This window comes from Pseudomonas capeferrum (assembly GCF_013523055.1).
In the GTDB taxonomy this organism is placed as follows: Bacteria; Pseudomonadota; Gammaproteobacteria; order Pseudomonadales; family Pseudomonadaceae; genus Aquipseudomonas; species Aquipseudomonas capeferrum_A.
On record NZ_JAAMQM010000006.1, the window covers coordinates 68,556 to 87,828 of the forward strand.

The 19,273-nt window shown below is 62.5% G+C and carries 15 protein-coding genes; 10 read left to right on the plus strand and 5 right to left on the minus strand.

Annotation, left to right across the window (positions count from 1 at the left end):
- Positions 1-447: 447 nt before the first annotated feature.
- Both G7009_RS08575 and G7009_RS08580 read right to left on the minus strand, forming a co-directional pair.
- The gene (locus G7009_RS08575; protein ID WP_181129566.1) at positions 448-1,008 is read right to left on the minus strand and encodes a response regulator transcription factor; all 561 of its coding nucleotides are present in this window, start codon (positions 1,006-1,008) and stop codon (positions 448-450) included.
- The gene (locus G7009_RS08580) at positions 1,005-2,264 is read right to left on the minus strand and encodes an ATP-binding protein (protein WP_181129567.1); all 1,260 of its coding nucleotides are present in this window, start codon (positions 2,262-2,264) and stop codon (positions 1,005-1,007) included. The genes G7009_RS08575 and G7009_RS08580 overlap by 4 nt, the downstream gene beginning before the upstream one ends.
- 200 nt (positions 2,265-2,464) lie before the next feature.
- On the opposite strand from G7009_RS08580, the gene G7009_RS08585 reads away from it, so the two are divergent.
- From G7009_RS08585 to G7009_RS08625, 9 genes are all read left to right on the plus strand, one after another.
- The gene (locus G7009_RS08585) at positions 2,465-3,184 is read left to right on the plus strand and encodes an SIMPL domain-containing protein (protein ID WP_181129568.1); all 720 of its coding nucleotides are present in this window, start codon (positions 2,465-2,467) and stop codon (positions 3,182-3,184) included.
- A 334-nt stretch (positions 3,185-3,518) separates the two neighbouring features.
- Positions 3,519-5,144, plus strand: coding sequence for an ABC transporter substrate-binding protein (locus G7009_RS08590; protein WP_181129569.1), 1,626 nt, complete (start codon positions 3,519-3,521; stop codon positions 5,142-5,144).
- Positions 5,145-5,374: 230 nt separating this feature from the next.
- Positions 5,375-6,967: an ABC transporter substrate-binding protein gene (locus G7009_RS08595; RefSeq protein WP_181129570.1), complete on the plus strand. Its 1,593-nt coding sequence runs from the start codon at positions 5,375-5,377 to the stop codon at positions 6,965-6,967.
- Between the two features lie 161 nt (positions 6,968-7,128).
- The gene (locus G7009_RS08600) at positions 7,129-8,508 is read left to right on the plus strand and encodes an OprD family porin (protein ID WP_181129571.1); all 1,380 of its coding nucleotides are present in this window, start codon (positions 7,129-7,131) and stop codon (positions 8,506-8,508) included.
- Between the two features lie 70 nt (positions 8,509-8,578).
- Complete coding sequence (locus G7009_RS08605; protein WP_181129572.1) at positions 8,579-10,174, plus strand: ABC transporter substrate-binding protein; 1,596 nt, start codon at positions 8,579-8,581, stop codon at positions 10,172-10,174.
- Between the two features lie 71 nt (positions 10,175-10,245).
- Positions 10,246-11,256 (plus strand): ABC transporter permease subunit, encoded by a 1,011-nt coding sequence (locus G7009_RS08610; protein WP_181129573.1) that lies wholly within the window; start codon positions 10,246-10,248, stop codon positions 11,254-11,256.
- Between the two features lie 10 nt (positions 11,257-11,266).
- Complete coding sequence (locus G7009_RS08615) at positions 11,267-12,187, plus strand: ABC transporter permease subunit (protein WP_181129574.1); 921 nt, start codon at positions 11,267-11,269, stop codon at positions 12,185-12,187.
- A gap of 10 nt (positions 12,188-12,197) precedes the next feature.
- Positions 12,198-13,166 carry an ABC transporter ATP-binding protein gene (locus tag G7009_RS08620; protein ID WP_181129575.1) on the plus strand — a complete coding sequence of 323 codons (969 nt, stop codon included), beginning with the start codon at positions 12,198-12,200 and terminating at the stop codon, positions 13,164-13,166.
- Entirely contained in the window at positions 13,166-14,137 is a 972-nt protein-coding gene (locus G7009_RS08625) for a peptide ABC transporter ATP-binding protein (RefSeq protein WP_181129576.1), read from the plus strand. The genes G7009_RS08620 and G7009_RS08625 overlap by 1 nt, the downstream gene beginning before the upstream one ends.
- Before the next feature lie 194 nt (positions 14,138-14,331).
- Here the strand turns inward: G7009_RS08625 and G7009_RS08630 are convergent, their stop codons facing one another.
- The 3 genes from G7009_RS08630 to G7009_RS08640 form a co-directional block, all read right to left on the minus strand.
- Complete coding sequence (locus G7009_RS08630) at positions 14,332-15,294, minus strand: hypothetical protein (RefSeq protein WP_181129577.1); 963 nt, start codon at positions 15,292-15,294, stop codon at positions 14,332-14,334.
- A gap of 599 nt (positions 15,295-15,893) precedes the next feature.
- On the minus strand, positions 15,894-17,477 hold the full coding sequence (locus tag G7009_RS08635; protein WP_181129578.1) for a peptide chain release factor 3: 1,584 nt from the start codon (positions 17,475-17,477) through the stop codon (positions 15,894-15,896).
- Positions 17,478-17,592: 115 nt separating this feature from the next.
- Positions 17,593-18,168: a hypothetical protein gene (locus G7009_RS08640; RefSeq protein WP_181129579.1), complete on the minus strand. Its 576-nt coding sequence runs from the start codon at positions 18,166-18,168 to the stop codon at positions 17,593-17,595.
- Positions 18,169-18,548: 380 nt separating this feature from the next.
- Here G7009_RS08640 and G7009_RS08645 point away from each other — a divergent pair, with 380 nt between their 5' ends.
- A complete protein-coding gene (locus tag G7009_RS08645) occupies positions 18,549-19,262 on the plus strand; it encodes an ABC transporter permease (protein ID WP_181129580.1) in 714 nt (237 codons plus the stop codon).
- Positions 19,263-19,273 lie beyond the last annotated feature (11 nt).

A 19,273-nucleotide genomic window follows, 5' to 3' on the forward strand; every position in this document is an offset into this window, starting at 1 on the left:
GGGGATGGCCGTCAGGGAGGGGGCAATGATACGCCAGTGGTGGGGGGTTGGGGGATTGTGTGATGGTTGCCGCGGGTATGTCAGGTGATTTCCGCTGTTCTCGAGGTCGAGCGCCATAGGCTGAGACTTATCTTTCAATTTCCGAAATCTTCTGTGAAGCCTGCAGCCTCATCGCGGGACAAACCCGCTCGCCGCCGGGGGCCTGTTCTTGCTGCGCCGCGCATCGGTGGCGAGCGGGCTTGCCCCGCGATGAGGCCAGCAGCCACACAACGAGTCTTGCCTCGAAGATCGGATGGCTTTCCTTGACTGACCGGCATTTGGCTTGCCGGACGCCGGGCCACCCACGATGCGCCACGCAGGCGGCCTTTGATCTGGAAGACTGGAAACCAGCGACATACACCTCAGCCTATACGAACTCGTGGCGCGGCTGGCCCCTTCCAGACTCTGTCAGCGCCTGACCGGCCGCTTCTGCAACTTGCGCTGCAAGGTACGGCGGTGCATGCCCAGGGCGCGGGCGGTGGCGGAGATGTTGCCGTCGTGCTCGGCCAGGACGCGCTGGATATGCTCCCACTGCAGGCGATCCACCGACATGGGGTTCTCGGGCACCAGGCTGTCCAGATCGGCGTGCTCGGACAACAGGGCCGCGAGCACATCGTCGGCATCGGCCGGCTTGCACAGGTAATTGCAGGCGCCGCGCTTGATCGCTTCCACCGCAGTGGCGATGCTCGAATAACCGGTCAGGATCAGCACGCGCATCTCCGGATCCAGCTCGAGCAACTTGGGCAGCAGGACCAGCCCCGAGTCGCCTTCCATCTTCAGGTCCAACGTGGCGTAGTCAGGCAGGTCCTGCTTGGCCAGCGCATAGCCTTCCTCGGCAGAGCCCGCGGTACTGACCCGGAAGCCGCGACGACTCATGGCGCGGGCCATGACACGGGTAAAGGTGGCGTCATCGTCCACCAGCAACAGATGCGGCAGCTCTTCGCTCTCGACCTGGATTTCTTCGCTCATCGTTCATCTCCTCGCGTGCCATGGGGCAGGCGCAATTCGGTCAGGGTGCCACCCTGCTCATGACTATAGAGTTTCACCGAGCCGCCTGCACGCGTTACGCTGGCCTTGCTCAGGAACAGGCCCAGGCCGAAGCCCTTGCCCTTGGTGGTAAAGAAGGGTTTGCCGATCGATTCGGCAATCGCTACCGGCACGCCCGGGCCGTGATCGCGGATGGCGATGACGATGTCCTGAACGTCCCAGTCCAGGCTGATCTCCAGATCGTCCGGGCAGGCATCGGCAGCGTTGTTCAGCAGATTGAGCAAGGCCTGGGTCAGGTCTGGAGGAGGTGCCAGGCTCGGTGCCGGGCCCAGCCCCAGACGCTGGAAGCGGTAGCTTGTCTCGGGGCGCATCAGGTGCCAGCGGTCCAGCGCCTCATCGACCCAGGCCGTGACCTCCTGAGTCTCCAGATTCATGCGCCGGTTGGCTTCGGCCGCCCGGACCAGTTGCTGCAACGTCTGCTTGCACAGCTTGACTTGGTCCTGCAGCACGGCCAGGTCTTCCTGCAACTGCGGATCGGTATGGTCCTGGCGCATTTCGTTGATCAATACGCTCATGGTCGCCAGCGGGGTCCCCAGCTCATGAGCCGCGCCCGCGGCCTGGGTCGCGACGGCCAGCAATTGCTCGTCGCGCAGGCTGTCTTCACGGCGCTCGGCGCGCAATTGCTCCTGGCGGCGCAGCTCCTCGGCCATGCGCGCCGCGAAGAAGGTGATCACGGCAGCCGCCAGGGCAATACTCAGCCACATGCCGTAGACCTGCATCTTGTCCCGCGCCATGGGCAAGGTTTCCAGCGGATAGAACTGCACCAGCAGCATGCTGTAGGCCGCCAGCGCCAGGCCCGAGAGCGCCAGCGAGTAGATCCAGGGCAAGGTCACCGCGGCAATCGCCAAGGGCACCAGGTAGTAGGAAACGAACGGGTTGGTCGAGCCTCCCGAGTAATACAGCAGGGCGCTGTGGATGAGCAGGTCGCAGGCCAGCTGCAGCGCGTATTCCATCTCGGTCACGGGCAGCGAAAGACGCAGGCGCAAGGCCGTGAAGGCGCACAGCAGCGACGACAGCACCAGGGTCAACGCCAGGGACAGCCAGGGCAGCGGCAGCAGCTCGGTCCAGTAGGCGACAGCCACGGAGCCGGCCTGGGCAGCGAGTACCAGGATGCGAATGAAGGTCAGGCGCCAGAGGTTCTGGCGAGTAGCGGACAACGGATGTTCGGCGGCGAGCATGAGCTCTCCTGATGAGTGCTCCAGAAAATCGGCTGGAGTATACCGAAGCTGGCGGCCACGCAGCGGCGATGCGGCAAAGCGCCACAGTTTCTCACAGGCCGATGGGGGCCGATCGTGAACCGGCTACCCTGTTTCCGGTCAGATGGGCCATGCGTGGCAACGATGGTCTTTTCCACGCCCCCACAGCCAAGGAGTCATACATGCAAATCAACCGTCGCGGCGCTGCCCTGGCGCTCTCTTGCGGTCTGCTCGCCAGCTTGCCGGCACTGGCTGCCGACGAGCCGCGCTACAACCAGATCTCGCTGCGTGCCGAAGTCAGCAAGGAAGTCGCTCGCGATCTGATGGTCGTGACCCTGTACAGCGAAGCCCAGAACACCGATCCGGGCAAGCTCGCCAAGGAAGTCACCGATACCATGAACAAGGCCATGCAGCAGGCCCGCCAGGTCAAGGACGTGAAGATCAGCCAGGGCAGCCGCAACAGCTACCCGGTCTACGACAGCAAGGGGCAGAAGATCACCGGCTGGCGCGAGCGCGCCGAAGTGCGCCTGGAAAGTGCCGACTTCCCTGCCCTGTCCAAGCTTACCGGTGAACTGCTGCAAGACCTGAAGATGGGCGGCATGGACTTCTCCATCGCGCCGGCCACCCGCAAGGCCAGCGAGGATGAACTGCTCAAGGAGGCCGTGAATGCCTTCAAGGCCCGCGCGCAACTCGCGACCGAAGCCATGGGCGGAACCGGTTACAAGGTCGTCAACCTCAACCTCAACAGCAGCGGCTACCCACGCCCGTACCTGCGCAGCGCGCCGATGGCGATGAAAGCGATGGGCTCGGCTGACGAGGCCAGCGCCACGCCGGACATCGAAGCCGGTACCAGCGAAGTCAGCATCAATGCCGATGGCGTCATCGAAATCACTACGCCTTGAGGCACCGCAGGCTGCAAGAAGCATGCGTAAAACGTCTGCTGTCCCCTGGTTTTCTTGCAGCCTGCAACCTGTAGTGAAGATTCCTACAAGCGCATCAGCAGCTTCCCTCCTTTCTTTATCTTCTTAAAATATTTCGTAAAATCCGCTAAAAAACAGCCAAAAATCGCCAAATTTCGCCAAAACTTACATGGATGCGACATTGATGTACGGTCGTGCCACACTTTTGGCGCCAACTATCCTCTGCATGGTTGCAAAGCCAATCCTGGCTGCATAAGTATGCGTCAGTCGGCTCACGAGGCCGCCCTCACCCGAAAATGACAACAATGAGGCCACCATGCTCAAACATGCCGTCATTCCGTTGCTGGTCGGCGCAGGCTTGCTTGCCAGCGCATCTTCCGCCTTCGGTGCATCCAACCTGGTGTTCTGCTCCGAGGGCAGCCCGGCAGGATTCGATCCGGGGCAGTACACCACCGGCACCGACTTCGACGCTTCCGCAGAGACGGTCTTCAACCGCCTGACCCAGTTCGAGCGCGGCGGTACGACCGTCATTCCAGGGCTGGCGACCTCCTGGGATGTCTCCGACGACGGCCTGACCTACACCTTCCACTTGCGTGAAGGCGTCAAGTTCCACACCACCGACTATTTCAAGCCCAGCCGGCCATTCAACGCCGACGACGTGTTGTTCACCTTCAACCGGATGCTCGACAAGGACCATCCTTTCCGCAAGGTCTACCCCACCGAGTTCCCGTATTTCACCGACATGGGCATGGACAAGAACATCGCCGGTATCGAAAAGCTCGACGCGCTCACCGTGCGCTTCACGCTCAACCAGGTCGACGCCGCGTTCATCCAGAACCTGGCCATGAGCTTCGCTTCGATCCAGTCCGCCGAGTACGCCGAGCAACTGCTCGAGCAGGGCAAGGCGACCGACATCAACCAGAAGCCCATCGGCACCGGCCCGTTCGTGTTCAGCAAGTACCAGAAGGACGCGCAGATCCGCTTCAAGGGCAACAAGGACTACTGGAAACCCGAAGACGTGAAGATCGACAACCTGATCTTCGCCATCAGCACCGATGCCTCGGTACGCATGCAGAAACTGAAGAAGAACGAGTGCCAGGTCACCCTGTTCCCAAGGCCGGCCGATATCGAACCGCTGAAAAAGGACACCAAGCTGCGGATGCCGGAGCAGGCCGGGTACAACCTCGGCTATGTCGCCTACAACGTGATGGACAAGATCAAGGGCAGCGATGCGCCCAATCCGATGGCACAGCTCAAGGTACGCCAAGCGCTGGACATGGCGGTGAACAAGCAGCAGATCATCGCCTCGGTGTACCAGGGCGCGGGCCAGTTGGCGGTCAACGCCATGCCGCCCACGCAATGGTCCTATGACACCACTATCAAGGACGCCGCCTACGATCCGGAAAAGGCCAAGGCCTTGCTCAAGGAAGCCGGCGTCAAGGAAGGCACCGAGATCACCCTGTGGGCCATGCCTGTGCAACGCCCCTACAACCCCAACGCCAAGCTGATGGCCGAGATGCTGCAGGCCGATTGGGCGAAGGTCGGCATCAAGGCCAAGATCGTCAGCTATGAATGGGGCGAATACATCAAGCGCTCCAAGGGCGGCGAGAACGGCGCCATGATCATCGGCTGGAGCGGCGACAACGGCGACCCGGACAATTGGCTGGGAACCCTGTTCGGCTGCGACGCGCTCGCCGGCAACAACTTCTCCAAGTGGTGCCACAAGCCCTTCGACGACCTGGTCAAGCAAGCCAAGGCCACCTCCGATCAGGCCAAGCGCATCGAGTTGTACAAACAGGCGCAGCACATTCTCAAGGAACAGGTGCCGATGACGCCCATCGCCCATTCCACGGTCTACCAACCCATGAGTGCCTCCGTGAAGGACTTCAAGATCAGCCCGTTCGGCTTGAACTCCTTCTACGGCGTCAGCGTAGGGAAATGAGCAACTGATCCGCCCCGCTCGCAAGGATGCAAGCGCGGGGCGGATCGATCGAACACGGACCTGACAGGCGCGGCAGGAAATTTCCTGGCGTCTGTCAGCGTCTTCCCCCGCTTCGAAGCGCCTTTGGAATCTACCCACGCCGTCCTGACGCTCGTAACGTCAGGACCGGGCAACTGTTGCCGCGATTCGTCCGTTCACGCATCGCTACCGCAAAAAGAAAAGGACCTCTCATGCGCCATCCCACCCTGCCCTGCGCCCTGCTGTACCTGGGTTTGCTGATCCAGGCACCCACCAGCCTGGCCGGCAACCTGGTGTTCTGCTCGGAAGGCAGCCCCGCCGGCTTCGATACCGCACAGTTCACCAGCGCCACCGACAACGACGCCGCCGAGCCGATCTACAACCGCCTGGTCGAGTTCCAGCGTGGCGGCACCGCCGTGCAGCCTGGACTGGCGACTGACTGGAAAGTGTCCGATGACGGCCTGCGCTATACCTTCCACCTGCGCAAGGGTGTCGGTTTCCACGCCAACGCATCCTTCACGCCCAGCCGTGACTTCAACGCCGACGACGTATTGTTCACTTTCCAGCGCATGCTCGACAGGGATCACCCGTTCCGCCAGGCCTACCCCACCGAATTTCCCTACTTCGTCAGCATGAGCCTGGACAAGAACATTGCCCGCGTCGAGAAGACCGACCCGCTGACCGTGGTCTTCACCCTCAACAGCGTCGATGCCGCTTTCATCCAGAACCTTGCCATGAGCTTCGCCTCGATCCTTTCGGCCGAGTATGCCGAAGCGCTGATGGCCGGCGGGCGTGCCAGCGATATCAACCAGAAGCCCATAGGCACGGGGCCTTTCATCTTCCAGCGTTACCAGAAGGACGCGCAGATCCGCTACAAGGGCAATCCGCGTTATTGGGCGCCCGAAGAGGTCAAGCTCGACAACCTGATCTTCTCGATCAACCTCGATCCATCGGTGCGCATCCAGAAGCTGCGCCGAGGCGAATGCCAGGTCACCCTGCACCCTCGTCCAGCGGATCTTCCCTCGCTCAAGGCAGACCCCAACCTGCGGGTACTGCAGCAGCCTGGCTTCAACCTCGGCTACATCGCCTACAACACCCGCCACGCCCCCTTCGACCAGTTGCAGGTGCGCCAGGCCATGGACATGGCCGTCAACAAGCAGGCGATCGTCCAGGCGGTCTACCAGGACTCCGGCCAACTGGCGAGCAACGCCATGCCGCCCACCCAATGGTCCTACGACGACAGCATCAAGGACGCGGCCTACGACCCCGACAAGGCCCGCGAACTGCTGCGGGCCGCTGGCGTCGCGCCCGGCACCGAGATCGACCTGTGGGCAATGCCGGTACAGCGTCCCTACAACCCCAACGCCAAGCTGATGGCGCAAATGCTCCAGGCCGACTGGTCCAGGATCGGCTTGAAAGTACGCATCGTCAGCTACGAGTGGGGGGAACACCTCAAGCGTCTGAAGAACGGCGAGCACGACGTCGCGCTCATGGGCTGGACCGGCGACAACGGCGACCCGGACAACTGGCTGGGCACGCTCTACAACTGCGACGCCATCGGCAGCAACAACTATGCGCAGTGGTGCGACCCGCTCTACGACGCCCTGGTGAAAAAGGCCAAGACGCTTACCGACCCGGCGCAGCGCACCGCGCTCTACCAGGAGGCCCAGCACCGCCTCAAGCAGCAGGTGCCGATCACTCCCGTGGCTCACTCCACCGTCAACCAGCCCATCAGTACCCAGGTGCGCGACTTCAAGGTCAGCCCCTTCGGACGCAACGACTTTTCCGGCGTCAGCCGCGACTGATCCTGCCTCGTGAAGCCGGGAGTGCAACCCACTCCCGCGCCCTCGTGCAGCCCGGATTTGCCCGGCGAACCCGTGGCAAGCCCTGCAACACCCGCGTCATCGCACGACACCCCAGCCCACGAGGCCGGGGTGATAACTAGAAACAGAAAGGGAGCTTCAACGTGAAACCCACCACCACAACCGCACTGGTCCTGTCCCTCGGCGTCATGTCCGCCCTGGCTCAGGCCGAGCCCGCCAGCCAGGCTTTCATTCCTCTGAGCGTCACATCCACCAGCGCCCAGGCAGAGGCCAAGGGCTTCATCGAAGGGCAGAGCCTGTCCGGCACGACGCGCAACTGGTACGCCCGCGAACGCGCGGCGCGAGGACCGCTCTGGCGCTATTACAAAGGCGATGGCACGCGCCATGACACGCACAGCCGGCAGAACTGGCTGCAAGGCACCATCCTCGACTATAGCTCCGGCTTCACCCAGGGCACCATCGGTTTCGCCGCCGAGGTTGCCGCCTACAACGCCATCGCTCTGGAGCAGGGGCGCCAAGCCGTCGCCGGCCCCAACAACCGGACCCTGACCCACGCCGATGGCGAGGTGATCGGCCAATGGAGCAAAGCGGGCCAGGCCAACCTCAAGGCACGCGTTTCCAACACCGTCCTGACCGCAGGCCGACACTCGGTCGATACGCCGGTCATCGCCAGCATCGGCAACCGCGCCCTGCCATCGAGCTTCCAGGGCGTCAGCCTGAACAGCGCCGAGTTCGACAACCTGACCTTCGATGTCGGCACTTTCGACAAGGTGTCGCCACGTACCGAACAGAGCCTGAGCAAGTTCCGCTCCGAATACGGCGCCGCGGGCGAGGAAACCGATCGGGTCAGCATGGTCGGTTTCAACTATCGGCCCTTTGCCAGCCTGGCCACCAGTGTCTACGCCTCCAAGGTCGACGACTTCTGGAACCAGTACTACTTCGGCGCCAGTCACGACCTGGGCGACAGCGCGGTGCTAGGCCTGACCACCGGGCTGAACTACTACAAGACTCGGGACGAGGGCCGCGGCAAACTCGGCGCGATCGACAACGACACCTATAGCCTGTCCCTGGCGCTGACTCACCAGGCCCACACGCTGACCTTCGCCTGGCAACAGGTCGACGGCAACGAGTACTTCGACTACCTGCACGAGACCAACGGGATCTTCCTGGCCAACTCCCTGCTGTCGGACTTCAACGGCCCCAACGAGAAGTCGCTGCAGATCGGCTACATCCTGAACATGGCGCCATATGGCGTCCCCGGCCTCAAGTTCAACCTGTACAACGCCCGCGGCTGGGGTATCGACGGGACCCACTACAAAGGCACGGGCTACGATGTCGCAGGGCTGGACGGCGAGAACCACTATGAATGGGGTATCGGCGCCGGCTACGCGGTGCAGGACGGTGCGCTGAAGGACACCACCGTCCGCGCGACCTACACCACCCACCGCGCCAGCAAGGCCCAGGGCGACGGCAGTCTGGACGAGTTTAGAGTAGTCACCACCATTCCGTTCAACATCCTCTGACCGGCGTTGCCAGCCCCGTCTTCGCGGGCGCTGGCGACTACGCTGCAACTATCGAACGCAGGGAGCTTTCATGAATCCACTAGCGCTACGCGCTGCCCTGGCAGCCATCATCCTGAGTGCATCGTCCGGACTGTGGGCCAAGCCCCTGGTGGTATGCACAGAAGCCAGCCCCGAAGGCTTCGACATCGTCCAGTTCACCACCGCGGTGACCGCCGATGCCGCGGCCGAGACCGTGTTCGACCGTCTGGTCGACTTCAAGCCCGGCACCACCGAGCTCCAGCCGGCCCTGGCCGAGCGCTGGGAAATCAGCGCCGATGGCCTGACCTATACCTTTCACCTGCGCCAAGGGGTGAAGTTCCACCGCACCGATTACTTCACGCCGACACGCGACTTCAACGCCGATGACGTGCTGTGGAGCTTCCAGCGTCAGCTCGACCCCAACCATCCCTGGCACGACAAGACCAGCGTCGGCTATCCGTATTTCGAGAGCATGAGCTTCAAGAACCTGCTCACCTCTGTCGAGAAGCGAGACGCGCATACCGTGGTGTTCACCCTGAGCCGTCCGCAGGCACCGTTCCTGCGGGACCTGGCCATGGCCTTCACCTCGATCTATTCCGCCGAATATGGCGACCAGTTGCTCAAGTCCGGCAAGACGGCCGAGCTCAACAGCAAGCCGATCGGCACCGGCCCGTTCATCTTCCAGCGCTACAGCAAGGACGCGCAGGTCCGCTACAAGCCCAACCCGGACTACTTTCGCGGCAAGCCGCCGGCCGATGCGCTGATCTTCGCCATCACCCCGGACAACAATGTGCGCCTGCAGAAGCTGCGCGCCGACGAATGCCAGATAGCGCTCTACCCCAAGCCCGACGACATACCCTCCATCAAGCGCGATCCAGCGCTCAAGGTCGCGGAGATGGAGGCCCTGGTCATCGGCTATGTCGCGCTCAATACCGAGCACCCGTACCTGAGCGATGTCCGCGTGCGCAAGGCCATCAGCATGGCCTTCGACCACCAGGCGCATGTCGACCAGCTGTTCGGCAAGGGCAATGCGCTGGTGGCCGTGAACCCCTATCCGCCGAGCGTGCTGGGTTACAACAGCGACAACCGCAATCCGCCGCGCGACATCGACAAGGCGCGCGCCCTGCTCGAGGAAGCCGACGTGCCGGAGGGCGCGGTACTTACTCTGTTCACCCGCAACGGTGGTGGCGCTATCAATCCCAACCCGCGCCTGAGCGCGGAAATGCTGCAGGCGGACCTGGCCCGGATCGGCATCAGGCTCGATATCCGTATCATGGAGTGGGCCGAGATGCTGCGCCGCGCCAAGAAGGGCGAGGCAGACATGGTGGCCACTGGCTGGGCAAGCGACAACGGCGATCCGGATAACTTCCTTACGCCCCTGCTCAGTTGCGAAGCCGCGAAAAATGGCGAGAACTACGCCCGCTGGTGCAGCTCGAAGTTCGATGAGCTGATCACCCGCGCTCGCGAGGTGAGCGACAATGATGAACGCGCGACGCTCTATAAGCAGGCCCTGGCGGTGTACGATGACGACCAGCCCTGGATCAGCGTGGCCCATCCGAAGCTGTTCACGGCCATGCGCCAAAGCGTGGAGGGATACCACGTCAACCCTCTGACCAACAACAACTTCGCCACGACAAGGGTGAAGTAGAACAAGTAGATCGTCGGCGCCCACAAGGTGCCGACGGCATTGCCTGACCGGCTGATGAGGAACACCCTGAGATGTTGAGTTTTATTGCCCGGCGCCTGGGATTGCTGATCCCGACCTTTTTCGGCATCACCCTGCTGACCTTCGCGCTGATACGCCTGATCCCCGGAGACCCGGTGGAAGTGATGATGGGCGAGCGCAGGCTCGACCCCGAGATGCATGCCCAGGCCATGGAGCGCCTGGGCCTGAACAAGCCCTTGCCCGCCCAGTACCTGGACTATGTCGGCAAGCTGGCCCAGGGCGACCTGGGTGAATCCCTGCGTACCCGGGAGAGCGTCTGGAGCGAGTTCCTTACCCTGTTCCCGGCCACTGTGGAACTTGGCCTGGCCGCGTTGCTGTTCGCGGGGGTACTCGGCCTGCTCGCCGGGGTGATCGCCGCGCTCAAGCGGGGCTCGCTGTTCGATCATGGCGTGATGGGCATCTCCCTGGCCGGCTATTCCATGCCGATCTTCTGGTGGGGGCTGATCCTGATCATGTTCTTCTCCGTGAGCCTTGGCTGGACGCCGGTTTCCGGACGCATCGATCTGCTCTACGACATCGAGCCGAAGACCGGCTTCATGCTCATCGACACACTGCTCAGCGATGAAGAAGGATCGTTCAAGGACGCGGTGATGCACCTGATCCTGCCGGCCATCGTGCTGGGTACCATTCCGCTGGCGGTGATCGCCCGCATGACCCGTTCGTCGATGCTCGAAGTGCTGCGCGAGGACTACATCCGCACCGCGCGAGCCAAGGGCCTGTCGCCGGTCCGGGTGGTGTTCATTCACGGCCTGCGCAACGCGCTGATTCCGGTATTGACGGTGTTCGGGCTGCAGGTCGGCACCTTGCTGGCTGGCGCCGTACTGACCGAAACCATCTTCTCCTGGCCGGGCATCGGCAAATGGCTGATCGAAGCCATCGGCGCCCGCGATTACCCCGTGGTACAGAATGGCATCCTGTTGATCGCCTGCCTGGTGATCCTGGTCAACTTCGTCGTGGACATCCTCTACGGTCTGGCCAACCCACGCATCCGTCATCAGCGCTGAGGTCTTCGTCATGACTAGCCCTACTCCCGTCACCCAGGCTGACGTCGTTGACCAAAGCCTGCTGTATCCATCGCCCTACAAGGAATTCTGGCAGGCCTTCTCGCGCAACAAGGGCGCCGTAGCTGGCCTGGCCTTCATGTGCCTGATCGTCTTCTGCGCCTTGTTCGCCCCCTGGATCGCCCCTCATGACCCCAGCGAACAGTACCGCGAGTTTCTCCTGACGCCGCCGGTCTGGCTCGAGGGCGGCAATTGGCAGTTCATCCTCGGCACCGACGAAGTGGGCCGCGACCTGCTGTCGCGTCTGATCCAGGGTGCCCGCCTGTCGCTGCTGATCGGCCTGTCGTCGGTGGTGATGTCGCTGATTCCCGGGATCCTGCTGGGCCTGCTGGCGGGCTTCTTTCCGCGTTTGCTGGGCCCCTCGATCACCCGGCTGATGGACATCATGCTGGCGCTGCCTTCGCTGCTGCTGGCGGTGGCCATCGTCGCGATTCTCGGCCCTGGCCTGATCAATACGGTGATCGCCATCGCCATCGTCTCGCTGCCGTCCTACGTGCGCCTGACCCGCGCAGCGGTCATGGGCGAGCTCAACCGCGACTACGTCACCGCCGCGCGCCTGGCGGGGGCGAGCCTGCCACGCCTGATGTTCATCACCGTGCTGCCCAACTGCATGGCACCGCTGATCGTGCAGGCGACCTTGAGCTTCTCTTCGGCGATCCTCGATGCCGCTGCCTTGGGCTTCCTCGGCCTTGGCGTACAGCCGCCGACGCCCGAATGGGGCACCATGCTGGCTTCGGCCCGCGATTACATCGAGCGGGCCTGGTGGGTAGTGAGCCTGCCTGGCCTGACCATCCTGCTCAGCGTGCTGGCAATCAACCTGATGGGCGACGGGCTGCGCGATGCGCTGGACCCGAAACTCAAGAATGCCGCCTGAGGAGAATGTCATGTCACTGTTGCAGATCAACAACCTGAACGTGCGCTTCGGCGATGCCGGCGCCGTTCCCGTGGTCGATGGCCTGGACCTGGCCGTCGACGCTGGCGAGATCCTGGCGATCGTCGGGGAGTCGGGCTCGGGCAAGTCGGTCACCATGATGGCCGTGATGGGCCTGATCGAGGCCCCCGGCCGGATCACCGCCGATGTCCTGTCCTTCGCCGGCACCGACATGCTCAAGCTCAGCGGTCGCCAGCGCCGCAAGGTGGTCGGCAAAGATATCGCCATGGTCTTCCAGGATCCGATGACCGCCCTCAATCCGAGCTACACGGTGGGCTATCAGATCGAGGAAGTCCTGCGCCAGCACCTGGGCCTGAAGGGCAAGGCGGCGCGCCAGCGGGCCCTGGAATTGTTGAAGAAGGTCGAGATTCCGGCCCCTGAAAGCCGTCTGGATGCTTACCCGCATCAACTCTCCGGCGGCATGAGCCAGCGCGTGGCCATTGCCATGGCCATTGCCGGCGAACCCAAGCTGCTGATCGCCGACGAGCCGACCACTGCCTTGGACGTGACCATCCAGGCGCAGATCATGGACCTGCTGGTCAACCTGCAGAAGGAGCGCAACATGGCGCTGATCCTGATCACTCACGATCTGGCCGTGGTGGCGGAGACAGCCAAGCGGGTGTGCGTGATGTACGCGGGCCAGGCCGTGGAGGTCGGTCAGGTGCCGGAGCTGTTCGACGTGCCTGCCCACCCTTACAGCGAAGCGCTGTTGGCTGCTATCCCCGAACACAGCATCGGTGCCGAACGCCTGGCCACCCTGCCCGGCATCGTTCCGGGTCGCTATGACCGTCCGCAAGGCTGCCTGCTGTCGCCACGTTGTCCGTACGTGCGGGACAACTGCCGCACCCAGCGACCCACCCTTGACCCGAAAGCGCACAGTCTGGCGCGCTGCTTCTATCCGCTGAATCAGGAGGTGGCGTGATGACTGTCGTACTCACCGCCCGCGAACTCACCCGTCACTACGAAGTCTCTCGCGGCCTGTTCAAGGGGCATGCGCTGGTGCGTGCGTTGAATGGCGTGTCGTTCGAGCTCGAAGCCGGCAAGACCCTGGCCGTGGTAGGCGAGTCCGGGTGTGGCAAGTCAACCCTGGCCCGCGCCCTGACCCTGATCGAGGAGCCCACCGCCGGCTCGTTGCGGATCGCCGGGCAGGAGGTCAAGGGCGCCAGCAAGGCCGAGCGCAAGCAATTGCGCCGCGATGTGCAGATGGTCTTCCAGAGTCCGTATGCTTCGCTTAACCCACGACAGAAGATCGGCGACCAGTTGGCCGAACCTCTGCTGATCAATACCACGTTAAGCCGGGTCGAACGACGCGAGAAGGTCCAGGCGATGATGCAGCAGGTCGGCTTGCGTCCCGAACATTACCAGCGTTATCCGCACATGTTCTCGGGGGGACAGCGCCAGCGCATCGCCCTGGCCCGGGCCATGATGCTGCAACCCAAGGTGCTGGTGGCGGACGAACCGACCTCGGCGCTGGATGTGTCGATCCAGGCGCAGGTCCTCAACCTGTTCATGGACCTGCAGCAGCAGTACCGGACGGCCTACGTGTTCATTTCCCACAACCTGGCGGTGGTGCGTCATGTGGCGGACGATGTGCTGGTGATGTACCTGGGTCGACCGGTGGAGATGGGGCCCAAGGAGGACCTTTATCGCAACCCGTTGCATCCCTATACCCAGGCTCTACTGTCGGCGACGCCTACCCTCAAGCCCGACCCGACCAAGCCGCGGATCAAGATCGTGGGCGAGCTGCCCAACCCGCTCGACCCGCCCTCAGGCTGCGCCTTCCACAAACGCTGCCCCTATGCCACGCAGAAGTGCAGCGTGGATACACCCGCGTTCAGACCGGTAGGCTCGCGTCAGGTTGCCTGTCACTATGCCGAGCAGTTTCTTCAATAGTTCGCTGCTGCGCCGAGAAACGCGCTTTGCGACCATGAAAAAAAACGCCGTCATCTGGGATGACGGCGTTTTTTTCAGTCCAGACCGATCAGGTCAGGATAGCGATCAGAATGATCAGTGGAATTGGAATCCCAAGTACCCACAGTAAGATCGAGCGCATGATATTTCTCCTTGTCTGACGGCTGAGCCGCGTATTAACGAAGTGGCGCGGTGGTGGTGCGGGTCACGTGACGGTCGCCATAGTCCGCGCCATCGACGTCGATCCAGCGAGCCTGATCACGTTGACGACCACCGAATATGGCAGCCAGGCTGGCGAAGAAGGCGCCGCACAGCAGGGCAACGAAGGTCCACAGGGCGGTCCAGGCGGCGGCGGAGGCAGCGGCATCGGCAGCTTCCTGAGCCGCGACCTTGGCGTCCTGGGCGGTTTTCTGTACCTGAGCGTAGACCTGATCGACGCGGGCTTCGGCTTCGGCCTGGGTCAGACGGGTACGTTGGGCCACCAGTTGGGCCAGGTAGGTGCGGTCATCGGCATTCAGGGTGCCGTCGCCGGCCATGGCCTTGGTGAAGATGCGGCTGGCCACGCCATTGGCCGCGTCTTCGCTGACCGAGGATGGGCCATCGGTACGGAACAGGCTGTCGACGAAATAACCCATCGGATCACTGGTGCCATCGCTATTGGCCGCGGCGCCGCCAGCGGCTGCACCGGCTGCGGTCACGACACCGGAGGCCATGCTGGCGCCGGCCTGGGCACCTGCGCTGACGACGTTGCCGGCGGTGCTGATGATCAAGGTGAACGCCACCAAGGTAGCGACTGCCCATGCCAGGAAGCCATGCGCCGTATCGCGGAAATACACTTCATCGCCGTGCAGGTTGGCCCATTTGACGCGCAGGCGCCCGGCGATGTAGCCGCCAAGGCCCGATGCCAGGATCTGCGTAACCAGCAGCCATATGATTGTCGTGATGCCTAATGCTTTCGCGCTTGCGCCTTCGTTGGCCCAGGGAGAGGTGGCCGCAAAGCCCAGGCCTGCTCCAAGAATGACGAGAATCAGCGATAAAGCAGCCGCGCCAGCGGCGCCCGCGAAGATGGCTGCCCAGGACACGCCTGAGCGGTTGGAACCGTCGGTGACGGCAGAGGGGTATTCGGCAGTCGTGATCATTTGGGGAGCGCCTTATTTAGTGAGCGAGAAGTCCATTCGCTCACTAGTTAGTGCACTGGACGTGCCAAATGTGTCAATTCGTGAATTATATTAAAATCAATTACTTAGGTTGGAACGGGTATCCTAGGACCGTGCAAAATGCCAGATCAAGAGAGATGGGGCATGGTCTTCTGCAAGATGGAATAAGGATTCGGGCGTAAAACAGGAATGGGGATGGGGATGGGGGATCATGGAAGGATGGCAGGGGGATTGGGATGGAGTGGTGAAGTTTCCTCTACTGGATGTATTGGATTGAAGTCTGTATTGCCAGGCGAGTCCTTCGGCCTCGAATCGCGGGGCTAGCCCGCTCGCCACCGGAAAGATGTAGGCTGAAAGTAAGCGGGTAACTACTTACGCCGTTTGAATCGCTCTATGCTGACCTTGCCTGGCAACGCCCCGGTGGCGAGCGGGCTTGCCCCGCGATTCGAGGCCGAAGGACTCGCCTGGCAATAGATACCGTTGGCGCGACACGATAGCGGTGGAAACACCAGTAGCCTGCGCAATGATATCTGTCTCCGACATCAACACGACCAGGGCCGCTCAGCGGCCCTGGCCCGCGATCAATGATGCTCGCGAGTAGCGCGGAATTTCACGTCCGGCCAGCGCTCTTCCATCACCGCCAGGTTGACCCGGGTAGGCGCCAGGTAGGTCAGGTGGCCGCCACCATCGATGGCCAGGTTCTCCACGGCCTTGTTCTTGAAGTCCTCGAGCTTCTTCTTGTCGTCGCAGGTAATCCAGCGCGCCGACCACACGGTGATGGGCTCATAGCCGCATTCCACCTTGTACTCTTCCTTCAAGCGGCTGGCGACCACGTCGAACTGCAGCACACCCACCGCGCCGAGAATGATGTCGTTGCTGCGCTCGGGGAAGAACACCTGGGTCGCGCCCTCCTCGGCAAGCTGCTGCAAGCCTTGGCGAAGCTGCTTGGACTTGAGCGGATCCTTCAGGCGCACGCGGCGGAACAGTTCCGGGGCGAAGTGGGGAATACCGGTGAAGCCCAGGCTCTCACCCTCGGTGAAGGTATCGCCGATCTGGATGGTACCGTGGTTGTGCAACCCGATGATGTCGCCGGCATAGGCCTCCTCCAGCTGCTCGCGCTCGGAGGAGAAGAAGGTCAACGCATCGCCGATCCTCAGGTCCTTGCCCAGGCGGACGTGACGCATCTTCATGCCCCTCTCGTACTTGCCCGAGCAGATACGCATGAAGGCGATACGGTCGCGGTGCTTGGGGTCCATGTTCGCCTGGATCTTGAAGACGAAGCCGGTGAACTTCTCTTCCACAGGCTCGACGGTCCGCTCGTTGGCCACCCGGCCCAGCGGACGCGGCGCCCAGTCGACCACGGCGTCAAGCACATGATCGACGCCGAAGTTGCCCAGCGCGGTACCGAAGAATACCGGGGTCAGCTGACCGTTGAGGAACTCGTCCTGATTGAATTCGTGGCAGGCGCCCTGCACCAGCTCGAGCTGATCGACGAACGAATCGTACTGATCTCCCAGATGCGCGCGAGCTTCGTCGGAGTCCAGGTTCTCGATGATCCTGGCTTCGGTACGCTCGTGGCCATGGCCCGGCGTGTACGCGACGATGTAGTCGCCCGCCAGGTGATAGACGCCCTTGAAGTCCCGGTAGCAGCCGATCGGCCAGGTGATCGGCGCCGCCTTGATCTTCAACACCGCCTCGATCTCGTCGAGCAGCTCGATCGGGTCGCGAATGTCGCGGTCGAGCTTGTTGATGAAGCTGACGATCGGCGTGTCACGCAGGCGGCAGACGTCCATCAGGGCGATGGTCCGTGGCTCTACGCCCTTACCGCCGTCCAGTACCATCAGGGCCGAGTCCACGGCGGTCAGGGTGCGGTAGGTGTCTTCCGAGAAGTCTTCGTGACCGGGAGTGTCGAGCAGGTTGACCATGTGCTCGCGATAGGGGAACTGCATCACCGAGGTAGTGATCGAGATGCCGCGCTGCTTCTCCATTTCCATCCAGTCGGACGTGGCATGGCGGTCGGACTTGCGCGACTTCACCGTGCCCGCGACGGCAATCGCCTTGCCCATCAGCAGGAGCTTCTCGGTGATGGTGGTCTTACCCGCATCCGGGTGGGAAATGATGGCGAAAGTGCGGCGCTTCGCGACTTCGGCGGCCTGGTGGGTCATGGGAAATCGCCTGACTGGGGATCAAAAATGGGCGCAGATTATACCTGAAACCGTCCCCAGACCAAACTACAACGCCAGCACCCCGCCGCGCGGGACCGGATGCCGGCGAATCCTGTCAGTGATCGTCCAGCAGCTCCTCGCCGATATGCGTGATCTCCAGACTCAGCGCCAGGATCGGGCCGCCACTGGATGCGGCATAGGCGAACCAGTGCTCTGCCACGGTCTCGCGCTTGTAGGCGCAAAGTACCTGGTTGGTGCATGTCCAGAACTGCGCAGGGATCGCCTGACCGACGTTCAGCTCGTCACCGACGCTGATGAACTCGTCATCCTTAAGGGTCATCACGCTCCACAGCCGATCATGCCCGACCTGCTGATCATACAGGCCGGCGTAGCCGCTGTTGCCAAGGTCGAGATACCTGCTCTTAGCGTTGAAGTCCCTGCCGGTTCGGCGGCTCCATGACTGGATATCGTAGTAACGTGCTCCACTGCGCTGCTCTTCCATGCAACGAAACCAGAAGTAATGCGGCTCGCGAGTGGCCTGCAACGACGTGACGATCATCCAGTCGTCCGCTACGCGTGCGGCGCTTCCCTTCTTGGGCACGATCTTGGCGAAATCGAGATAGCCTTCATAACCCTCTGTAGTCGAGCGCACGTGGGCAATGAATGAGCGTTGCTGGATGTGATTCATCATGTTCTGGCTGCCTTGGGGGAATAATCGGTTCCTCCGCGACCGCTCTTTGCGGTTCACTGGAGCCCTTGATTCAACAGGGCCGCAGCGCTTTCAAGCAGCAGGAAAAAGCCCCTCGCGGAGAATAAAAGGGTGGCCAAATGCCGCTTCAGATGGGAACCTTTGCCCCCTTGGAGACGTCCTCTTTCCTGTTAATCCCTAGGCATTAGTCCTGGATCAGGGCTGGTTTTACCGGCATTTCGAGCCTGACGGGGCTTGGCTTATGGCGTGCCGTTCCGCTCCCCGCGGAACCGCTGCTACTACTCGCGAACACACTGCCTGCCGCCTGGAATGGCGGCCGCCACGGGAGTGTGTGCGCCGACAAGAAAATTAGGAGTCCGCCTGTGGCTGAACGCTATGGCAAAGGGCTGTTGGGATGGGCCGCCGTGCTCATCATCCTGGCCCTGCTGATCCACTGGATCGGCTTAGATACGATCGTGCGTCACCGTGATGACCTGTTGTTCTACCTGCAAGCGCACCTGGTGCTGGTGTTGGCTTCGATGGCGGCGGCACTTGCAGTGGGCATTCCCGCCGGCATTGCGTTGAGTCGACCTCAACGGGTCGACAAGGCCGAACGCTTCATGCAGTTCTTCAACGTAGGCAACACCATTCCCCCTCTGGCCGTACTGGCCATCGCCCTCAGTGTCCTGGGCATCGGTGCCGGCCCCGCCATCTTCGCGCTGTTCATCGCCTCCCTCCTGCCCATCGTGCGCAATACCTACGAGGGCCTGAAAAACGTTCCCGCCTCGCTCAAGGAAGCCGCCACCGGCATCGGCATGACCCCGCGCCAGAGCCTTTGGCAGGTCGAACTGCCCTACGCCGTGCCGATCATCGTCGGTGGTGTGCGCGTGGCGCTGGCGCTGAACGTAGGTACCGCCCCGCTGGCATTCCTCATCGGCGCCAACAGCCTGGGTAGCCTGATCTTCCCTGGCATCGCGCTGAACAACCAGCCGCAACTGTTGTTGGGCGCCGCCGCGACAGCCCTGCTGGCGCTGTTGCTCGATGCGCTGGTGAGTTTCTCCAGCCGCCGCTGGCTGGAACGCGGCCTGACCCAGTAAACGAGGGAACC

Excerpts from the sequence above, each read along its gene's own strand:
- G7009_RS08615 (WP_181129574.1), top strand. The coding sequence starts at position 11,267 with ATGACTAGCCCTACTCCCGTCACCCAGGCTGACGTCGTTGACCAAAGC.
- G7009_RS08575 (WP_181129566.1), bottom strand. The coding sequence starts at position 1,008 with ATGAGCGAAGAAATCCAGGTCGAGAGCGAAGAGCTGCCGCATCTGTTG.
- G7009_RS08590 (WP_181129569.1), top strand. The coding sequence starts at position 3,519 with ATGCTCAAACATGCCGTCATTCCGTTGCTGGTCGGCGCAGGCTTGCTT.
- G7009_RS08585 (WP_181129568.1), top strand. The coding sequence starts at position 2,465 with ATGCAAATCAACCGTCGCGGCGCTGCCCTGGCGCTCTCTTGCGGTCTG.
- G7009_RS08605 (WP_181129572.1), top strand. The coding sequence starts at position 8,579 with ATGAATCCACTAGCGCTACGCGCTGCCCTGGCAGCCATCATCCTGAGT.
- G7009_RS08640 (WP_181129579.1), bottom strand. The coding sequence starts at position 18,168 with ATGATGAATCACATCCAGCAACGCTCATTCATTGCCCACGTGCGCTCG.
- G7009_RS08595 (WP_181129570.1), top strand. The coding sequence starts at position 5,375 with ATGCGCCATCCCACCCTGCCCTGCGCCCTGCTGTACCTGGGTTTGCTG.
- G7009_RS08635 (WP_181129578.1), bottom strand. The coding sequence starts at position 17,477 with ATGACCCACCAGGCCGCCGAAGTCGCGAAGCGCCGCACTTTCGCCATC.
- G7009_RS08580 (WP_181129567.1), bottom strand. The coding sequence starts at position 2,264 with ATGCTCGCCGCCGAACATCCGTTGTCCGCTACTCGCCAGAACCTCTGG.
- G7009_RS08610 (WP_181129573.1), top strand. The coding sequence starts at position 10,246 with ATGTTGAGTTTTATTGCCCGGCGCCTGGGATTGCTGATCCCGACCTTT.
- G7009_RS08620 (WP_181129575.1), top strand. The coding sequence starts at position 12,198 with ATGTCACTGTTGCAGATCAACAACCTGAACGTGCGCTTCGGCGATGCC.
- G7009_RS08630 (WP_181129577.1), bottom strand. The coding sequence starts at position 15,294 with ATGATCACGACTGCCGAATACCCCTCTGCCGTCACCGACGGTTCCAAC.
- G7009_RS08625 (WP_181129576.1), top strand. The coding sequence starts at position 13,166 with ATGACTGTCGTACTCACCGCCCGCGAACTCACCCGTCACTACGAAGTC.